Here is a 15,335-nt window from a genome sequence, read left to right on the forward strand (position 1 = left end):
TCAGATGCTCGCGGAGTCCGGACCCGGTCAAGATCCGTAACCGCGGTGGTCACCTTAGGCAGGAGCAGACGAAAGTGAACAAGGGTCACCTCGGCCCGGCACAGAACTGTGACGTGGGGGGCGGGGGACGGGTCAGCAGCCCTCGGCGGTGGGGGTGAACTCCAGCCGGGCGTGCTCGTCCGCGGTCCGGGCGGCGCCGTAGTCCGTGGTGCCGGCCTGGAACCAGACGTCGTCCCGCGCCCTGTCACCGTTCACGTCGTCCAGCTCCACGCACCACTTCTCGGCACGCACGGTCCTGCGGTAGGTCTCGGTGCCGCTGCGGACCTCGGTGCAGGACCGGTACCGCTCGCTGGTGTACCAGGTACGGGTCGTGCGCCTGCTCCCGGTTCCGGTGCCGGAGGTGTGCCGGACCCGGCGGGTGGCGGTGGAGCACTTGCTGACCCTGCGGGGCCGGGTGGCCCTGGCGGTCTTCACGGTGACGTGCCGGACGGTGTCCTTCAGCCCATGCACGGTGCTGTCCCGGGCGGTGGGGGCGCTGTCCTGGCCGGAGGCGGAGCCGGAGCCGTCGCCGCCCGAGGCGGTGTCGCTCTGTTCCCAGGCGATGCCGTCGTCGTCTCCACCCTCGCCGCCACCCGAACACGCGCCGAGCGTGCCGATCAGGATCGCCATGACCCCGCTCACCACGAACCGTTTTCCGAACATGAATCCCCGCCCCTGCGAACCGTGCCGATCACCGGCAGGTGATCGCGCCGATTCTGCACGGAGCCCCGGTGCGTGCGCCGGGCGGGTCGGGTATAGCGTCGCGCAGTGGGTCTGATCTGACCTGACCCGTTTCGTCCCCGACGCGAGGACCCAAGGAGGGTGAGCGGGATGGCCGAGCTGACCGTGGGCCGGCTGCTGACGTCATGGCAGCCGGACGTACCGGCACTGCTGCTGGTCATGGTGCTGGGCGGGCTGTACGGCTGGGGCGTGCTGCGGGTACGCGCCAAGGGCGAGCCCTGGTCACCGGTCCGTACCGCCGCCTTCACCGCCCTGGGCCTGGGCGCGCTGGTGGTGGCGACGATGTCGGCCCTCGCCGTCTACGACCACGTGCTGTTCTGGCCGGCCGCCGTCCAGAACATCCTGCTGGACCTCGTCGCGCCGCTGGGCCTGGCGCTGGGCGACCCGCTCCGTCTCGCGGTGCGGGCGCTCCCGGAGCCCGCGGCGGCCCGGCTGCGCCGCACGATGACCGGCCGGGTGCTGCGCCTGCTGACCTTCCCCCTGGTCAGCACGGCGCTGGTACTCACCACCGAGCTCACCGTCTACTTCACCCCGTACTTCGGTACGGCGCTGCGGGTGGGCTGGCTCCACGAGCTGATGTACCTGCATCTGCTCGCGGCGGGCTGTCTGTTCGTCGTACCGGTGCTGACCCGGGAGGAGACCCTCCCCGCCTGGTGCACCCATCCGGTGCGGGCGGGCCTGGTCTTCCTGGACGGGGTGATCGACGCGATCCCGGGGGTCGTCGTCATGACGCACGGCACGCTGATCGCCGGCGCCTGGTATCTGCACCACCATCCGTCCTGGTCCCCGGACGTCCGGCAGGACCAGCAGCTCGGCGGCGGTGCGATGCTGAGCATCGCCGAACTGGTCGCGCTGCCGTTCCTGCTGATGATCCTGTTCCAGTGGGCGCGTGCGGAACGGGTGCAGACGGCGGCCCTGGACCGCCACCTGGACCGCCAGCAGGCCGCCGCGGTCCCCACCGCCCCCGCCGCGCCGGCGGACCCCACCACCCCTTCCGCCCTCCCTGCCGAACAGGTCCGCCCCTGGTGGGAGACGGAGAACAACGAGGTGGCGGCGAGGATCCGGCGCCAGCACGGGGAACGGTGACCGGATCCTCGCGCCTCGGAAGGCGGCCGGGGCCGTTCGGTACGGGACACCGTGCTCCGGTCCACCGCTCCCCCCGCACGACAATGGCCTGTTCTGAACGCGGGACAGCGCCCCCGTCGCCTCCCCGACCAGGAATCCGTCCCCGTTCCGCCGCCGGAAACCGCAGTAACCCCCTCATGTCGCTCCGCCTTCGCCCGCGTGTCCGGCGCCTGTGGGGGCCGCACGCTGGATGACCTGCGGCCGTCTTCCACTGCAGGGCCATTGCAGCCACCATGGAAGCGCGCCCAGAGCCGCCAAACACCATGTCAGGGGGGAACCACGTATGGCAGACCCTGCGAAGGACTTCCGTTCCGACCTTCTAGATCTGTCTGGGCTCTCTCTGGCGGAGCTGCAATCGAGTGACGATCCCGCGCTGCGACGCGCGTTGAGGGAGACGAACGCCAAGGCGGCCCTGGCCTTCGGAACGCTGGTGGGCGACAGTCAGAGCGACGAGATGAGATTCGTCCGCGACAGGCGTCCGGACGAGTGCGGGCGGTGACCGCTGAGCCGTTGGACGTCCACCGGGTGTCCCGGGACTCGTTCCGGGACATAGCGGCGGGCAGTGCGAGCGAGGCCGACCTCCGCCTGTTACGCGCCGCCCAGCGCAGCCGGCTCCTCCTGGTGCTGCGTGCCCTGCTGGAACACATCGACGAAGCGGCGCGGCGCAGCCGGCACCCCGGGGTTCTGTCGGGCCGGACGGCCTGGAGCCTGCTGTGCGCCGCGGAGGAACGGTCTCCCGAAGCGGTGGAGGCCGTCCTGGCGGATCCCACCGTCATGGGGTGGGCACTGCGTCTGCTCCGCCGGCTGGGCGGTGTCGCCGAGGGCCCGTCGTCCGCCGCCCCGCTCTGGGCCGATCTCGGGCAGTTCCAGGCGCTGGCCGCGGCGGCCGCCTTGCGGTCCGGGGTCCCCGGTGTGCTGCGGGTGCCCGCGCACCGGGGCATGATCTGGCTCCCCGGCGCCGGAATGGCGGGCCCGGTGGCACGCCGCCGGTGGTCCGAGGCCGAGGTCCGGGTGGACCGGGAGGGCGTCGTCGCGGTCGGGGAACTGGCGGAGGTACGGCTGCCGGCCTCCCGCCTCCTGGCTTCGGAGACGCCTGGCTGGCGTCCGCTACGGGCGATGCGCGGCTTCGCGCCCGCCGGGAACGGCGCCGTGCGACCGTGGCCGTGGCTGGACACGGTGAGTCCGTACCGGGACTTCACGCGCTACCCACGGTCTCCCGACCGTTCCGGCGGTGACCGACTGCGGGTATGGGAGACACGACTGGCCGGCGCGTACGCGCTGCTGGACCGGGAGTGCCCGACGGAGGCCGTCGCGCTCAGGACGGTGGTGCGGGCCCTCGTGCCGCGCTCGTTCCACGGCGCGCGGGGAGCCCTGGTGGCCAGCGCCTCCTCGTTGGACGCCTTCGGCGCGGTCACTCTGTCGCTGCCCTCCGACGAGACCCAGGCGGCGGCCGTCCTCGTTCACGAGTCCCGCCATCAGCAGCTCAACGCGCTGCTCGGTCTGGTGTCCCTGGTCCACGACCCCGAGAGGGAAAAGGACGAGGACAGCGGCGAACCCAAGGAACAGCGGCTCCACTACGCGCCGTGGCGCAGCGATCCCCGGCCGGTCGAGGGCCTCATCCACGGAATGTTCGCGTTCGCCGGTGTCGGGCGGTTCTGGCACGCGCACCGCAGGCATGTGACGGGCGCGGAGGCCCGGCGCGCGGACTTCGAGTTCGCTGTGCTGCGGGAGCAGTTGCAGGAGGCGATGGCAGCGCTGCTGCCCGACGAGAACCTGACGGAGGCCGGTGAGCTGTTCGTCGGCGAGATCGCGGATCTGGTCGCCACCTGGCAGGACGACGAGGTGGCCGCATACCCGGGCGCACTGGCCCGCGACTACTGCACGTTGCGCCGTGCGGTGTGGCGAGCGCGGCACCTGGAGGTTCCCGCTCCGACGGCGAATCGTTTGGCCGAGGCATGGATGGCCGGAGCCGCTGCTCCGGCCCTGCCCCCCTCGGAGCTTCGTCCGCGCCCCGACCTGATCCGTCTCGACACGTTCGGACCGTTGGCCAGGGTCCGGCTCTCCGCACCGGACACCTTCGAGCGTCGGCGGCTTCGGGAGGACAGGGCCGGAGTGCCCGCGCTCAGGGCCGGCTACGCCGTGGTCGCGGGAGACACCGACCGGGCCGTGGCCGCGTACGCGGAGTGGGCGGCTCAGGACCCCGGCGACCCCGAGGCATGGATCGGCGCGGTGTTGGCGCAACCCGAGCATGCCAGGGGGAAAGGTGCCACCCTGCTGCTGGACCGCCCCGAGGCGGTGGCCGGCGTCCGCCGGGCGGTCGCCGCCGCCGGAGGGGACGTGCCCGCCCTCGCCGAACTCGCCCAATGGCTGGGCGGGTCCGCTTCCTAGAGGGAGAGCAGGTCGATGTCGCCGTTGGCCCGCTGCCCCCTTTCGGCATCGAGCGTAGCCGGGTGGGAGGGGCCCAGACGATCGCGGTACCGGTCGAGTGTCGCGGCGTACAGCGGCTCGCTCTCCTCGGTCCTTCGCAACGCCTTCAGGTCATGGCTCAGGTTGAGTTCCACGGCCAGGTTCGTCGGGTGGTTCTCTCGCAGACGCCTGGACTCCTCGGCCAGGGCGTCGTCGAGTTCGTGAGCCTCCTCGACGCGCCCCAGCGCGAAGTAGTCGCTGGCCAGGTTCATCCGGGCGAGCAGGGTGCGGGGGTGCTGGGGAGGAAGAACCTGAGAGAGACCCTCGACCGACTCCGTGTCCAGTTCCAACGCCGCCTCGGGTTGCCCGAGCAGACGCAGTGTCACCGCCAGGTTCATGGCGATGGCGTAACTGTGAGGATGTTCCCGGCCGTACTTGGCTCGGTGCATGTCCAGCATCTCGGCGCTCAGGGCGCGCGATTCCTGGAGTTTGCCGACCTGCCGCAGGTCGTTGGCGTGGCTGACCGCGAGCAGCAGATACTGGCGGCTGGGGGTGCCCAGGGTCTGGGCGGTCAGCTCCAGGTACTTGCTCGACAGCGCGTAGGCGCCCTGGTGGTCGCCCATCTTGCGCAGGGTGACACACCGGTTGCGGTTCACCAGTGCCACGAACCGGTGCTGTTCACCGAGACTCGCGGTGACCTCCGCGGCCAGCGCCTCGTATCCCTCGTTGGCCTCCTCGTAGCGGCCGACCTCCTGCAGGTCGAGGAGATAGGCCTCCCGGGTGCCCAGTGTGTTGATGTGGTCCTCGCCGAGGACCTCGATCCGGCGCTGCCAGGTGTCGTAGTCGAGTTCCAGGGCGTCTTCGGCGCTGCCCGCCAGACGGAGGCTCACGGCGTAGTTGTGCGCGGCGAGAAGCGTGGCCGGGTCGTCTCTGTCGAATTCCCGTGCGCTGGTTTCGAAGACGCGCTGGTCCATCTCGCGGGCCTCTTCGAAGTGTCCGCGGGTCCGGTGGTGGATGGCCATGTAGCTCTGGGCGCGCAGAGTGTTCTCGTGTTCCTCGCCGAGGACCCTGCGATACCGCTCCACCAGGTCGGACTGGAGTGCGTAGGCGCGCGGCAGGTCGATCTCCTGCTCGCGCAGCGTCTCGGCGATCTGCTGGTCGATGGCGAGGATCTCCTCGTGATCCTCGCTCAGGTCCGCACGCCAGATGGCAGCCGCCTGCTCGCCCAGGGCGAGGGATCCCGCGTGGTCTCCGCGTGCCCGCAGGAACCGCACCTCGTTCAGGATCAGCCGACGTGTCCAGCCGTCCTTGCACCGCACCGCGTCGGAGGCCCTCAGGTGGCTGAGCAGCGACGAGTACCGGGGCCAGTAGACGGATCGTTGCGGGTTGCGTGGATCCGCGTGGGCCAGCAGCTGATGCGCCGCGTGCCGCATCGACGCCTGCTCCTGCGGGTTCATCTGCTCGATGAGCACCCGCTGGACCAACCGGTGCATGAGGACCGTGTTCTGGCGGTGGTCGATGCGGGCCAGGGCGTAGCGACCGATCTCCCGCACGGCGCGGCCCAGTCTGACGGGATCGTCCAGCGTGGCCTGCAGCTCCGGAGACACCGAGATGCCGCGCACCGCCGAGAAGAGGTCCCAGTCGATGGGCTCGGGCGCGAAGAACGCGCAGACCTGGAGCAGTTGCAGGGCGTCCGGCCGGCTCTCGCGCAGCCGGTCGAGCGACACGTTCCACGCCGCCGCCACCGACCGGTTGTAGTCGCTCGGAGGGTCCGACTGCATCAGCTCCGTGAAGTTGCGCTCGTACACCTCCAGGTACTGCTGCACCGGCATGCCGGTCTCGGCCAGCCAGACCGCCGCCTGCTCCACCGCAAGGGGCAGGTCACCGAGCGCGGCGGCCAGATGGTCCACGGCGTCGTCGGGCAGGTTCTGACTGCGGCGGCGCAGCAGGGCGACGCTTTCCTCACGGGTGAAGACATCGACTTCCAGGGAGCTGAAGTCGGTGGACCAGTGGGAGTTGCGAGATGTCACGATGATGCTGCCTGGTCCGCTGCTGGGGAAATATTTGCGCACTGTACGAGGATCTTCCGCGTTATCGAACACCAGTAGCCAGTCGGTGTACGGATCACCCTCGCGCAGGGCCCTCAGTACGGTCGGGACCGCCCCCACGTCGGAGCCGGCTTCCAGGCCCATCTGCTCGCCCAGTTCGATGAGCGACTGGACGATCTGGCTTTCCTGTTCCGCCGGGATCCACCAGACCAGCCGGTATTCCCGGGAGTGCCGGTAGAGGTACTCGATGGCGATCTGGGATTTGCCCACCCCGCCCATACCGTGCAGAGCCTCGGGAAGGACTGCGGCGACACCACCGCGCAACCGCTCCCGCAGCCGGTCGAGCAGCGCTTCCCGCCCCGTGAAGTTCCGGTTGCGTTGCGGGACGTTGCCCAGGAGGCGGGGCGGGGAGTTCGGGGGCTGTGCACCGGAGGCAGTGAGGGAGCCGGGGGACACGGTTTTGCCTCCTTGTCGCGGGGCGCTGGCTATGGGCAAGACACCGGTGGACGGTGGTGCTGCTGATGAAGTCCCCGCGAGGGGCCGAACGTTCGTTGGTTGCGCGGGCTGAGGCGTAGGCCCGTAATTTAGCGCGCCCTCGGGGGGAATATTCAAGTTTGACCGCATTTCGGAGTGTCTGTACCCTGATCCTTTTATTTGATCCGGTGCGGCTTGGGTGGCCGGAGCCGCCGGTGGCCCGGCCGGTCCGGGCTCGCTGTGCTGCAGGAGGCGGCCGAGCTGGTTGGCTCGCGCGAGGTAGGGCCCGGAGACCGAGCACAGCGCGGTGTACAGATGGGCGACGAACGGGCGGGTCTGCTCCGTCATCGGTGGGTTCGGGGGATCTCCCTCCGGTGCCACGAGCGCGTCCCCGCCCTCGCCCCACAGCGCCTCCAGCCTCGGCCCGACGTGGCGGCGGACCTGGCGCATCGCGCGCAGCGTCTCGGAGCGTGAGCCCAGAGCCAGGAGTTCCTCCCGCACCCCCTCCGGGAATTCGTAGGAGACCCGGTGGACGGCCTCGGCCTCGGCGGTGTCGTCGACGCGGCGCACCAGGCCGAGCAACATGATCTCGGCGAGGTTCCAGGGCTCGGAACCGGGCTGCAACTCCTGGAGCAGCCGCATGACCGGGAGACTCAGCGCGGCTGCTGCAAGCCGCTGAGCGAGGGTGTAGGCGGCCGGGGAGGCCGTGGCCCGAAAGCGCCGCACGGCGACGGCAGCACGTTTCGCCCGCAGCTCCGCGAAGGACTCGGCGGTGTGCGTCTCGTCCGCCTCGCCACCGAGGGGGCCGGTCACCAGGTCGGCCAGTTCCTCGGTCGGCGGGCCGACCGCCGCGGACCGCAGATCCCGGTCCGGCGCGGTCCACAGGGTCGCCAGGGAGTGCCCTTCGTCGCCGCGTGCCGCGGCCACCAGGCGGGCCCAGCGACTGAGCGCGTTCGGCCGCAGTTCCAGGACGGGTACCGGGATCGCGTTGACCCGGCCGGACCCGCCGACCACGGGCGACCGAGGGTCCAGAGGATCCGTGACGGGGTGCTTCCGGTCGGCGCCGTAGGCCCGGTTGGGGGCGGCGGGCGACGGCGCCTGTAACCGGGTGCGGGTGACCGTCGGCAGAGTGAGATCCCACAACTGCTGGGGAAGCAGGCTCAGTACGGCTACGGGAGAGGACCGGCCCAGCCGGTTCAGCACGGAGGCCGCACGCCCGGTCCGCCAGGCACTGTGGCCGCCGTCCGTGACGGCCAGCAGCACCTGCCGGCCGTCGGAGCGGACCTCGGCGGCCGGCAGGCCGGTCGGCGTGCTGGCGGCCAGGTCCCAGGGGACCGTCCGCACGGTGCGGAACGCCGCCGTGTGCTCCATCAGTTCGGTCAGGCGGCGCGTGGCCGGTGCCCACAGGAGCATCGAGGGGCCCGTGTCCACCAGCAGCAACAGATCCAGCCGGCGTTCCGGCTTCGGTCGGCACACCGGTGTCCATGTCCCTGTCGCGGCAGCCTGCTCGGCGGTCGCCTCCTCGTCCAGTTCGACCTCATAGGGCGAGTGGTGGGTCAGGCGCAGTGGACGCAGCGATCTGACGAGCTCGAGGCCGTCGACCGGCTGGGGAGACGCCGGCCATCCCGACGGACCGGGATCCGTCTGCGTCTGCCTGTGCAGGGTGTGCAGCGGGCGGGAGGGCACCGGACCTTCCGGTACGTGCGCGCCCAGCTCGGGGCGGGCGGCGGCCGGGCGTCGGTCTCCGGTTGCCGCGGGGGCGCCGGGCGCGGGCCGGTCCTGCTCTTCGGGCGGGGTGTCCTGCCCGCTGGGCGGTACCCGGCCGGCACGTCGGCGCCCGGCCTGCCGTACGCTCTCGCCGCGCTCCAGGGCGGCCCGCCCCGCCACGTCGAACTGCGGGATCGCCCCATCCTGGTACGCCGCCAGGTACAGGGCGTCCAGCAGTTCGGTCCCGTCCGGCATGTCCTGGTCCGGGGCAGAGCGGAATGCCCCCTCTGCCGACACGGAGGGGGCCGGGGGTTCAGCGGGCGCCGCCGTCATCCGGTCCTCGATTCCGCCCCCACCCCGTCGAGCCGGTGCCACAGCGCGTCCACGAGGTCCTCCAGCGCGCTCTCGTCGCCGGAGAAGCGTCCCGAGGTCGCCACGAACGCGGCATTGAGCAGCTGGTCGATGGCGAGGCCGCCGCGTTCCCGGCTGCTGCGCAGGAACTGGTCGATCAGGCCCTCCGCTCCCGAGATCCCCGGTGCCGCGGATCCGGCCCGCTCCAGGTGGGCCGCGACCATGCCGACGAGCTGTGGCCGGTCGGGATCCGGCATCTGCAACCGAAGGCACCGGCGCAGAAAGGCCGGCGGAAACTCCCGCTCGCCGTTGGACGTGATCACCACGACGGGGAAGGCGCGGCACCTGACGATGCCTTCGACGATCTTGGCGTCGCGGCCCGGATCGTCGATTCCGACCGTCACCTCGGGGTGGTGCCGTCGGGCCCGCACCAGCTCGGGAATGCGGAACTGCCCCTCTTCGAACACGCTCAGCAAGTCATTGGCCAGATCTTGGTCGCTCTTGTCCAGCTCGTCCACCAGGAGCACCCTCGGGACCTCGTAGGGAAGTAACGCCGTTCCCAGTGGGCCGAGTTGAAGGTAGTCGCCGATTTCGGGGAGCCGTTCCTCGGCCTGTGACTCCGCCCCGGTGGCGGCGGTGTCGCCCGCCGGGTGCAGGGTGTGCCGGGCCGCCGAGTCCTGGACGCGGCCGATCGCGTCGTATTCGTACAGGCCGCCGCGCAACGTGGTGCGGCTGGTGATGTGCCAACGCAGCACCCGGCCCAGCCGCAGCTCCCTGCTGATCCGGTACGCGAGCGACGACTTGCCGGTTCCCGGACGCCCGGTGACCAGCAGCGGCCGGCGCAGCACCAGGGCTGCGTTCACCATGTCCACTTCACGCCTGAGCTGGTCGGAACCAGTGGACAACGCGCTGATCCGCCCCAGTCGACGTTCGATCTCCTCGTCGTCCGGCGGGGGCGGGGACACCGCGGGGCCACCCGTGAAACGGCGCCAGGGCGGCGGCTCGGGCAGCAGGTCGCCGACATGGTCGTAACGGGGCTGGCCGGTGCCGTGATAGAGCCACCAGCGGTGATCCGCTCCGTTCCGCCCCGCAACGCCGCCGTCGGGCCCCGTGGCGCTCTTCGGGTCCGGAGCCGCCGTGCCATCCTTCACCGGTGCGTCCTCACCCGGACGCGTCCTCTCGCTCTCGCCGTCCGGCAGCATCTCGTCCCTCCCCTCCCCCTCGTGCGGAAGACTCCGCCGCTTCGGCCCGCCCGCCCGGAAGGCGGTGGGGGTCGTCCCAGAGCACGGCCGCGTACCGGCCGAGCGCCGAAACGCCGTTCATAGCAGGATCCTCGCCTCCGGCCGCAATGCGCAACGACCTGACTTCGTCAGGTAACCGGTGTATGCGTTTGCCCTCGGCCAGTTTTAGCAACTCTCTGCGGAAGACGGGGTCGATTCCCCCACCCCGCCGGTCCCAGACCACGATCGGTACGCCGGCGCGGAGCGAGGCGTCCAACTCATCGGTCCCCGCGCCCGTGCCGCCCCGCTCGCCCGGCGGTTCGCTGAGGACCGCCATCACCGGGTGCGGCTCGGAAAGCAGCCGGTCCGGGTGCTCCTGGGGGAACCAGTGGACCGGTCCCCGGCAGTCGGGTTCAAGAGCTTCCCAGCGCTTGAGCCAGCGCCCGTGCGTGGCTCTGCCTTCCACTCTTTCGAGACTGCGCAGCACGACCGGGTGGTCCTTCCCCAGAGTGGCCTCGGCCTTGCCGAACGCCTTCTTCGCCCAGTTCTCGACGTCCAGGTGCATCAGATCCCTGGAGAGTACGAACTCCAGTGCTATGTCTTCGCGGCACAGATAGGCCCATCCGGTCTCGGCCTCGTGCACCAGAGACTTCACCCGCTCGGGCAGGTCGCTCTCGTCGACCTCCAGATCGCCGCCCTTGACCGGATACGGGTTCGGGTCACCGCCGTTGCGCCACCAGTAGGTCAACTGGCGCCTGCCCTCGTGCTCGGCGTAGTACAGCGGACGCAGCCGGATCAGCAACCAGGTGGAGGGCGCCCAGACGGTCTCCGCGCCGTCTCCCGTGCCGTGCGCCGGCAACGGCTCGGGACGAGGGCGTTCCGGCGGGCCGAACTCGGTGTGAGAGCGGGCGGACGCAGGAGCCTGGCCGCCGCCGGCGCAGGGCGACGGTCCGTAGGACCCGGCGGCGCCGGCTGGATAGGCCTCGGGCCGGTCCCGGTGCTCCGCCACCCAGTCCAGCAGGTCCTGCCGTTGCCGCCCCTCCGCGTAGCGCGCCAGGTGCTCGACGAGAAGGACACAGGGCAACGGCCTGCCAGGGCGTGCGTTGAGATTCGCTGCGTACAGCACCGCCGACCAGGGTTCCTGGTAGTGGGCGGGCAGAGCGTCGGGGTGGTCTCCCACGGCCTCGCGGAAGACCCGGGCGATGTCGAGCACGTCGAGGCCACCGAGGAGGATCATGAGCCGTTCCCAGCTGCTCCCGTCGAACAGCGGCACCTCGGCGATAGCGATCGCGGCGCGCAGCCGTGCCATCGGGCGGGTCTCTCCCTCCAGCGCCGACACCACGATGCCCAGCGCCTGCAGACCCTCCGGGAAGGGCATCACCTCGCGGAGCAGGACCAGCAGCGCGGTGCGGTGCCGGCCGGTCCCGGGCAGCTGGATCCTGATCCGCAGCGCCCGGCTCACATGGCGTGCGCACTCGTGCAGCATCGCCGGATCCTCGAAGCACGAGATGGCTTCCAGCGCGTCGACCAGCACCTTGGGAGGGCCCCACGAGCCGTGGGTGTCGTTCATGACCGGCCCCCCGGCATGCGCGCTCTCCCTAAGGCCGAGCGTCCTGCCGCGTCCCCCTTGACCACTGACATGTCCCTTCCCCCGCGTGGAGCCGTCGACGGACGCCTCCACCGATGAACCAGCCTACGGAGCGCAGGCGTTCGACACATCCGCCATGCGCATCCCGGATTTTTACCGGCCGGGGCTTTCGTGAACCATCCGGCGTTCTCGCCGTGCGGCGTCCCGTCCGGTGAGAGGAGGCCGCCGCGTCCTCCCTCCTGATGCGGGAGTGACACCAGGGATGCTCGGAACTGCAACCCCGGCGGGGGAAAACACGTCCAACTGTCGTGGCTCAGTTGCTCGATGGAACAGACGGTACAGACGGAACAATCGGCGTCACCGGGACAGAAGGGGTGGACGGGAGGGAACGGCTTCGGGGCCGACGGAACCCGCCGCCGGTCCCCGGGCTGCCCCCCGCCGATGTCCGGGAGCGACTCGTCGCGCCGTTCCCCCGGCCGTCCCCCCGTCCGTGGACGCTCGTCGGTGTTCCGCCCGCGGCGGCCTGCCGCCTCGCGGGGGCGATGGAGTGGCTGGGGCCGGTGCTGGTCGCCGTGCTGGCGGGAGCGATCCGGTTCTGGCGGCTCGGGCGGCCGCGGGAGGTCGTGTTCGACGAGACCTACTACGCCAAGGACGCCTGGTCGCTGCTCCACCTCGGCTACGAGGGCACCTGGCCGGACCGCAAGATCGCCGACCCGCAGATCCTCGCCCACCCGCAGGTGATCCCCCTCTCCGACGGGGGCTCCTTCGTGGCGCACCCGCCGACCGGCAAGTGGGTGATCGCCCTGGGCGAGGGGCTGTTCGGCCTCACCCCGTTCGGCTGGCGCTTCATGACCGCGCTGCTGGGCACGCTGTCGGTGCTGATGCTGTGCCGGATCGGCCGCCGCCTGTTCCGGTCCACGTTCCTGGGGTGTCTGGCCGGAACGCTGCTGGCGGTGGACGGCCTGCACGTGGTGATGAGCCGTACCGCGTTGCTGGACCTCGTCGTGATGGTCTTCGCGCTGGCGGCCTTCGGGTGCCTGCTGGCCGACCGGGACCGGGCGCGGGCCCGGCTCGCGGCGGCACTGCCGGCCGACGCCGACGGCCGGATACGACCGGACGGCGACACCGGCGACCGTACGGGAACGGGATGGCGGCCCTGGCGGCTCGCGGCCGGACTCTTCCTCGGCCTGGCCGCCTCGACCAAGTGGAACGGCCTGTACTTCCTGGTCTTCTTCATGGTCCTGACGCTGCTGTGGGACGTCGGCGCGCGCCGGGTGGCCGGGGCCCGCCACCCCTACCGGGCGGTGCTGCGCAGGGACCTCGGTCCCTCGCTGCTCTCCCTCGCGCCGGTCGCCGTCGCCACGTATCTGCTGACCTGGACCGGCTGGTTCCTCTCCGACGACGGCTGGGGACGCCACTGGGCGGACGGCCGCGGCGGCACCTGGGCGTGGATCCCGGCCCCGCTGCGCAGTCTGTGGCACTACGAGTACCTGGTGTACCAGTTCAACGTGGGCCTGCACACGCCCCACAAGTACCAGTCGAATCCGTGGAGTTGGCTGGTGCAGGGCCGCCCGGTGCTGTTCTCCTACACCTCGCCGCAGCCCGGTGAGGACGGCTGCCACACGGTGTCCCCCTGTACCCGGACGGTCCTCGCGCTGGGTACCCCGGTCCTGTGGTGGGCCGCCTGTTTCGCCCTTCTCTACCTGCTCTACCGCTGGGCACTGCGCCGCGACTGGCGGGCCGGCGCCGTCCTGTGCGCGGTGGGCGGCGGCTATCTGCCGTGGTTCCTGTACCAGGACCGGACGATCTTCTCCTTCTACGCGGTCGTCTTCGTGCCCTACCTGTGCCTGGCCGTGACGATGATGATCGGAGCCATGGCGGGCCGGCCGGGCGCGACGGAGCGGCGCCGCCACACGGGCGCGGTGGCGGCCGGCGTCCTGGTCCTGCTCATCGTCTGGAACTTCGTCTACTTCTTCCCGCTCTACACCGGCCAGACCATCCCGTACTCCGGCTGGCAGGCCAGGATGTGGCTCGACACCTGGATCTGAGGCGGGCGTTCACTTCGCGGGGCCCGGCGGCGAATCAGCCGCCCGGCGCGCCACGCGGTAACGGAGGCAGACGACCTTCGAACTGAAGGTGCGGGTCCCGACGAGGTCGAGATCCACCCGGCGTCCGTCCCGGGGGAAGAACGGAACGCCGCCGCCGACCAGCACCGGGAGGACCATGGCCCGGTACTCGTCGATCAGACCCGCCGCGGCCGCCTCGGCGGCGAGTGTCGCGCCGCCGATCGCGATGTCGCCCGCTCCCGGCTCGGCCCGCAACCGCGCGATCTCCTCCGCCAGCCGGCCGGGGACCGGAGGGCCGGAGACCAGACGGGCGTTGCCCCTGACCTCCGACAGCGTGCTGGAGAACACCACCTTCGGGAGCGGGTTCCACAGCGCGGTCCACTCGCGGTCCGCGTCGTCGAGCGAGGGATCCTCGTCGGCGGTCTCCCAGTACAGCATCGTCTCGTACAGCCGCCGCCCCATCAGATGGACGCCGACGTCCCGGATCTCGTCGATCCAGAAGCGGAACACCTCCTCGTCGGGGGCGGTCCAGTCGAAGCGGCCGTCCGGCCCGACGACGTAGCCGTCGAGCGAGACACTCATCGAATAGGTCACCTTGCGCATCGGAGCCCTCCTGTGGCGCTCAAGTCACCCTCTGGCCATGACAGATGAGACGGCGAGTACGATCACCGCGAACTCGCTCTGTACTTTCTCACCGGCGCGATGGAGTTGCCATGACGACCAGTCCTCAGCCGTCCGGGTCGATCGACACCAGCAGGGCGCACCCTGCGCGGGTCTACGACTGGCTGCTCGGCGGCAAGGACAACTACCCGGTCGACGAGGCGGTCGGTGAGAAGCTGCCGCCCGAGGCGAGGGACGCGGCGCGGCAGAACCGTCAGTTCATGCACCGGGCCGCCGCCTGGCTGGCCACCCAGGGCATCGACCAGTTCCTGGACATAGGCACCGGCATCCCCACCGAGCCCAATCTCCACCAGATCGTGCAGAACGTGGTGCCCTCGGCCAAGGTCGTCTACACCGACAACGACCCGATCGTCCTGCGGCACGCGGAGGCGCTGCTGATCAGCCGTCCCGAGGGGGCGACCGACTACATCCAGGCGGACGTGCGGGACCCGGAGGCGATCGTCCGGCACGCCCGGCACATCCTGGACTTCGACCGCCCGGTCGCACTGTCGCTCATCGCGCTGATGCACTTCATCAGTGACGAACAGGACGCCCACGGCATAGTCCGCGCCCTGGCCGGCACGCTGCCCCCGGGCAGCCACCTGATCCTGTCGCACGCCGCGTCCGACCTGTACCCGGACCTCGTCGAACAGGTCGTCGCCGAGTACGCCAGGGGCGGCATCCAACTCGCCTTCCGCACCCGCCCGGAGGTGGAACGGTTCTTCGACGGCATGGACCTCGTCTCCCCGGGGCTGGTGACGGCGACGGAGTGGTTCCCCGCCGCCCCGGCGCCGGCTCCCGAGGGCAGCGGCATCTACGCGGGTGTGGCCCGCATCCGCTGAACGAGCAGAAAGGGCGAGGTCCGAAGACCTCGCCCGCCACTCGTGAAACCCGTGCGGCCCACGAGAAC

General features: G+C 70.9%; 10 protein-coding genes. 5 read left to right on the forward strand and 5 right to left on the reverse strand.

Going from position 1 to position 15,335, the window contains the following annotated elements; all coding sequences use genetic code 11:
* Positions 1 to 132: 132 nt before the first annotated feature.
* Positions 133 to 702 (reverse strand): hypothetical protein, encoded by a 570-nt coding sequence (locus tag ACZ4O3_RS32100; RefSeq protein WP_467725556.1) that lies wholly within the window; start codon positions 700 to 702, stop codon positions 133 to 135.
* Positions 703 to 870: 168 nt separating this feature from the next.
* On the opposite strand from ACZ4O3_RS32100, the gene ACZ4O3_RS32105 reads away from it, so the two are divergent.
* The 3 genes from ACZ4O3_RS32105 to ACZ4O3_RS32115 all read left to right on the forward strand — a co-directional run bounded on the left by ACZ4O3_RS32105 (position 871) and on the right by ACZ4O3_RS32115 (position 4,293).
* The gene (locus ACZ4O3_RS32105) at positions 871 to 1,866 is read left to right on the forward strand and encodes a cytochrome c oxidase assembly protein (RefSeq protein WP_362716744.1); all 996 of its coding nucleotides are present in this window, start codon (positions 871 to 873) and stop codon (positions 1,864 to 1,866) included.
* A 322-nt stretch (positions 1,867 to 2,188) separates the two neighbouring features.
* Entirely contained in the window at positions 2,189 to 2,404 is a 216-nt protein-coding gene (locus tag ACZ4O3_RS32110; RefSeq protein WP_467725558.1) for a hypothetical protein, read from the forward strand.
* Positions 2,401 to 4,293 carry an aKG-HExxH-type peptide beta-hydroxylase gene (locus tag ACZ4O3_RS32115; RefSeq protein ID WP_467725560.1) on the forward strand — a complete coding sequence of 631 codons (1,893 nt, stop codon included), beginning with the start codon at positions 2,401 to 2,403 and terminating at the stop codon, positions 4,291 to 4,293. The genes ACZ4O3_RS32110 and ACZ4O3_RS32115 overlap by 4 nt, the downstream gene beginning before the upstream one ends.
* Here ACZ4O3_RS32115 and fxsT read toward each other — a convergent pair.
* From fxsT to ACZ4O3_RS32130, 3 genes are all read right to left on the reverse strand, one after another.
* Positions 4,290 to 8,795 carry an FxSxx-COOH system tetratricopeptide repeat protein gene (gene fxsT, locus ACZ4O3_RS32120; protein WP_467725561.1) on the reverse strand — a complete coding sequence of 1,502 codons (4,506 nt, stop codon included), beginning with the start codon at positions 8,793 to 8,795 and terminating at the stop codon, positions 4,290 to 4,292. The genes ACZ4O3_RS32115 and fxsT overlap by 4 nt on opposite strands.
* A 74-nt stretch (positions 8,796 to 8,869) precedes the next feature.
* Positions 8,870 to 10,042 carry an AAA family ATPase gene (locus ACZ4O3_RS32125; protein WP_362716752.1) on the reverse strand — a complete coding sequence of 391 codons (1,173 nt, stop codon included), beginning with the start codon at positions 10,040 to 10,042 and terminating at the stop codon, positions 8,870 to 8,872.
* Between the two features lie 10 nt (positions 10,043 to 10,052).
* Positions 10,053 to 11,681, reverse strand: a complete 1,629-nt coding sequence (locus ACZ4O3_RS32130; protein ID WP_467725562.1) for a VMAP-C domain-containing protein — start codon at positions 11,679 to 11,681, stop codon at positions 10,053 to 10,055.
* A gap of 560 nt (positions 11,682 to 12,241) precedes the next feature.
* Between ACZ4O3_RS32130 and ACZ4O3_RS32135 the strand changes: the two genes are divergently transcribed.
* Complete coding sequence (locus tag ACZ4O3_RS32135) at positions 12,242 to 13,747, forward strand: dolichyl-phosphate-mannose--protein mannosyltransferase (protein ID WP_467725564.1); 1,506 nt, start codon at positions 12,242 to 12,244, stop codon at positions 13,745 to 13,747.
* Between the two features lie 9 nt (positions 13,748 to 13,756).
* On the opposite strand, the gene ACZ4O3_RS32140 is transcribed toward ACZ4O3_RS32135, so the two are convergent.
* Complete coding sequence (locus ACZ4O3_RS32140; protein WP_467725565.1) at positions 13,757 to 14,368, reverse strand: dihydrofolate reductase family protein; 612 nt, start codon at positions 14,366 to 14,368, stop codon at positions 13,757 to 13,759.
* Between the two features lie 110 nt (positions 14,369 to 14,478).
* Here ACZ4O3_RS32140 and ACZ4O3_RS32145 point away from each other — a divergent pair, with 110 nt between their 5' ends.
* Complete coding sequence (locus tag ACZ4O3_RS32145; protein WP_362717285.1) at positions 14,479 to 15,267, forward strand: SAM-dependent methyltransferase; 789 nt, start codon at positions 14,479 to 14,481, stop codon at positions 15,265 to 15,267.
* Positions 15,268 to 15,335 lie beyond the last annotated feature (68 nt).

The sequence above is a fragment of the Streptomyces sp. NPDC026515 genome (assembly GCF_055567595.1).

Excerpts from the sequence above, each read along its gene's own strand:
- ACZ4O3_RS32100 (WP_467725556.1), bottom strand. The coding sequence starts at position 702 with ATGTTCGGAAAACGGTTCGTGGTGAGCGGGGTCATGGCGATCCTGATC.
- ACZ4O3_RS32105 (WP_362716744.1), top strand. The coding sequence starts at position 871 with ATGGCCGAGCTGACCGTGGGCCGGCTGCTGACGTCATGGCAGCCGGAC.
- ACZ4O3_RS32110 (WP_467725558.1), top strand. The coding sequence starts at position 2,189 with ATGGCAGACCCTGCGAAGGACTTCCGTTCCGACCTTCTAGATCTGTCT.
- fxsT (WP_467725561.1), bottom strand. The coding sequence starts at position 8,795 with ATGCCGGACGGGACCGAACTGCTGGACGCCCTGTACCTGGCGGCGTAC.
- ACZ4O3_RS32130 (WP_467725562.1), bottom strand. The coding sequence starts at position 11,681 with ATGAACGACACCCACGGCTCGTGGGGCCCTCCCAAGGTGCTGGTCGAC.
- ACZ4O3_RS32135 (WP_467725564.1), top strand. The coding sequence starts at position 12,242 with ATGGAGTGGCTGGGGCCGGTGCTGGTCGCCGTGCTGGCGGGAGCGATC.
- ACZ4O3_RS32140 (WP_467725565.1), bottom strand. The coding sequence starts at position 14,368 with ATGCGCAAGGTGACCTATTCGATGAGTGTCTCGCTCGACGGCTACGTC.
- ACZ4O3_RS32145 (WP_362717285.1), top strand. The coding sequence starts at position 14,479 with ATGACGACCAGTCCTCAGCCGTCCGGGTCGATCGACACCAGCAGGGCG.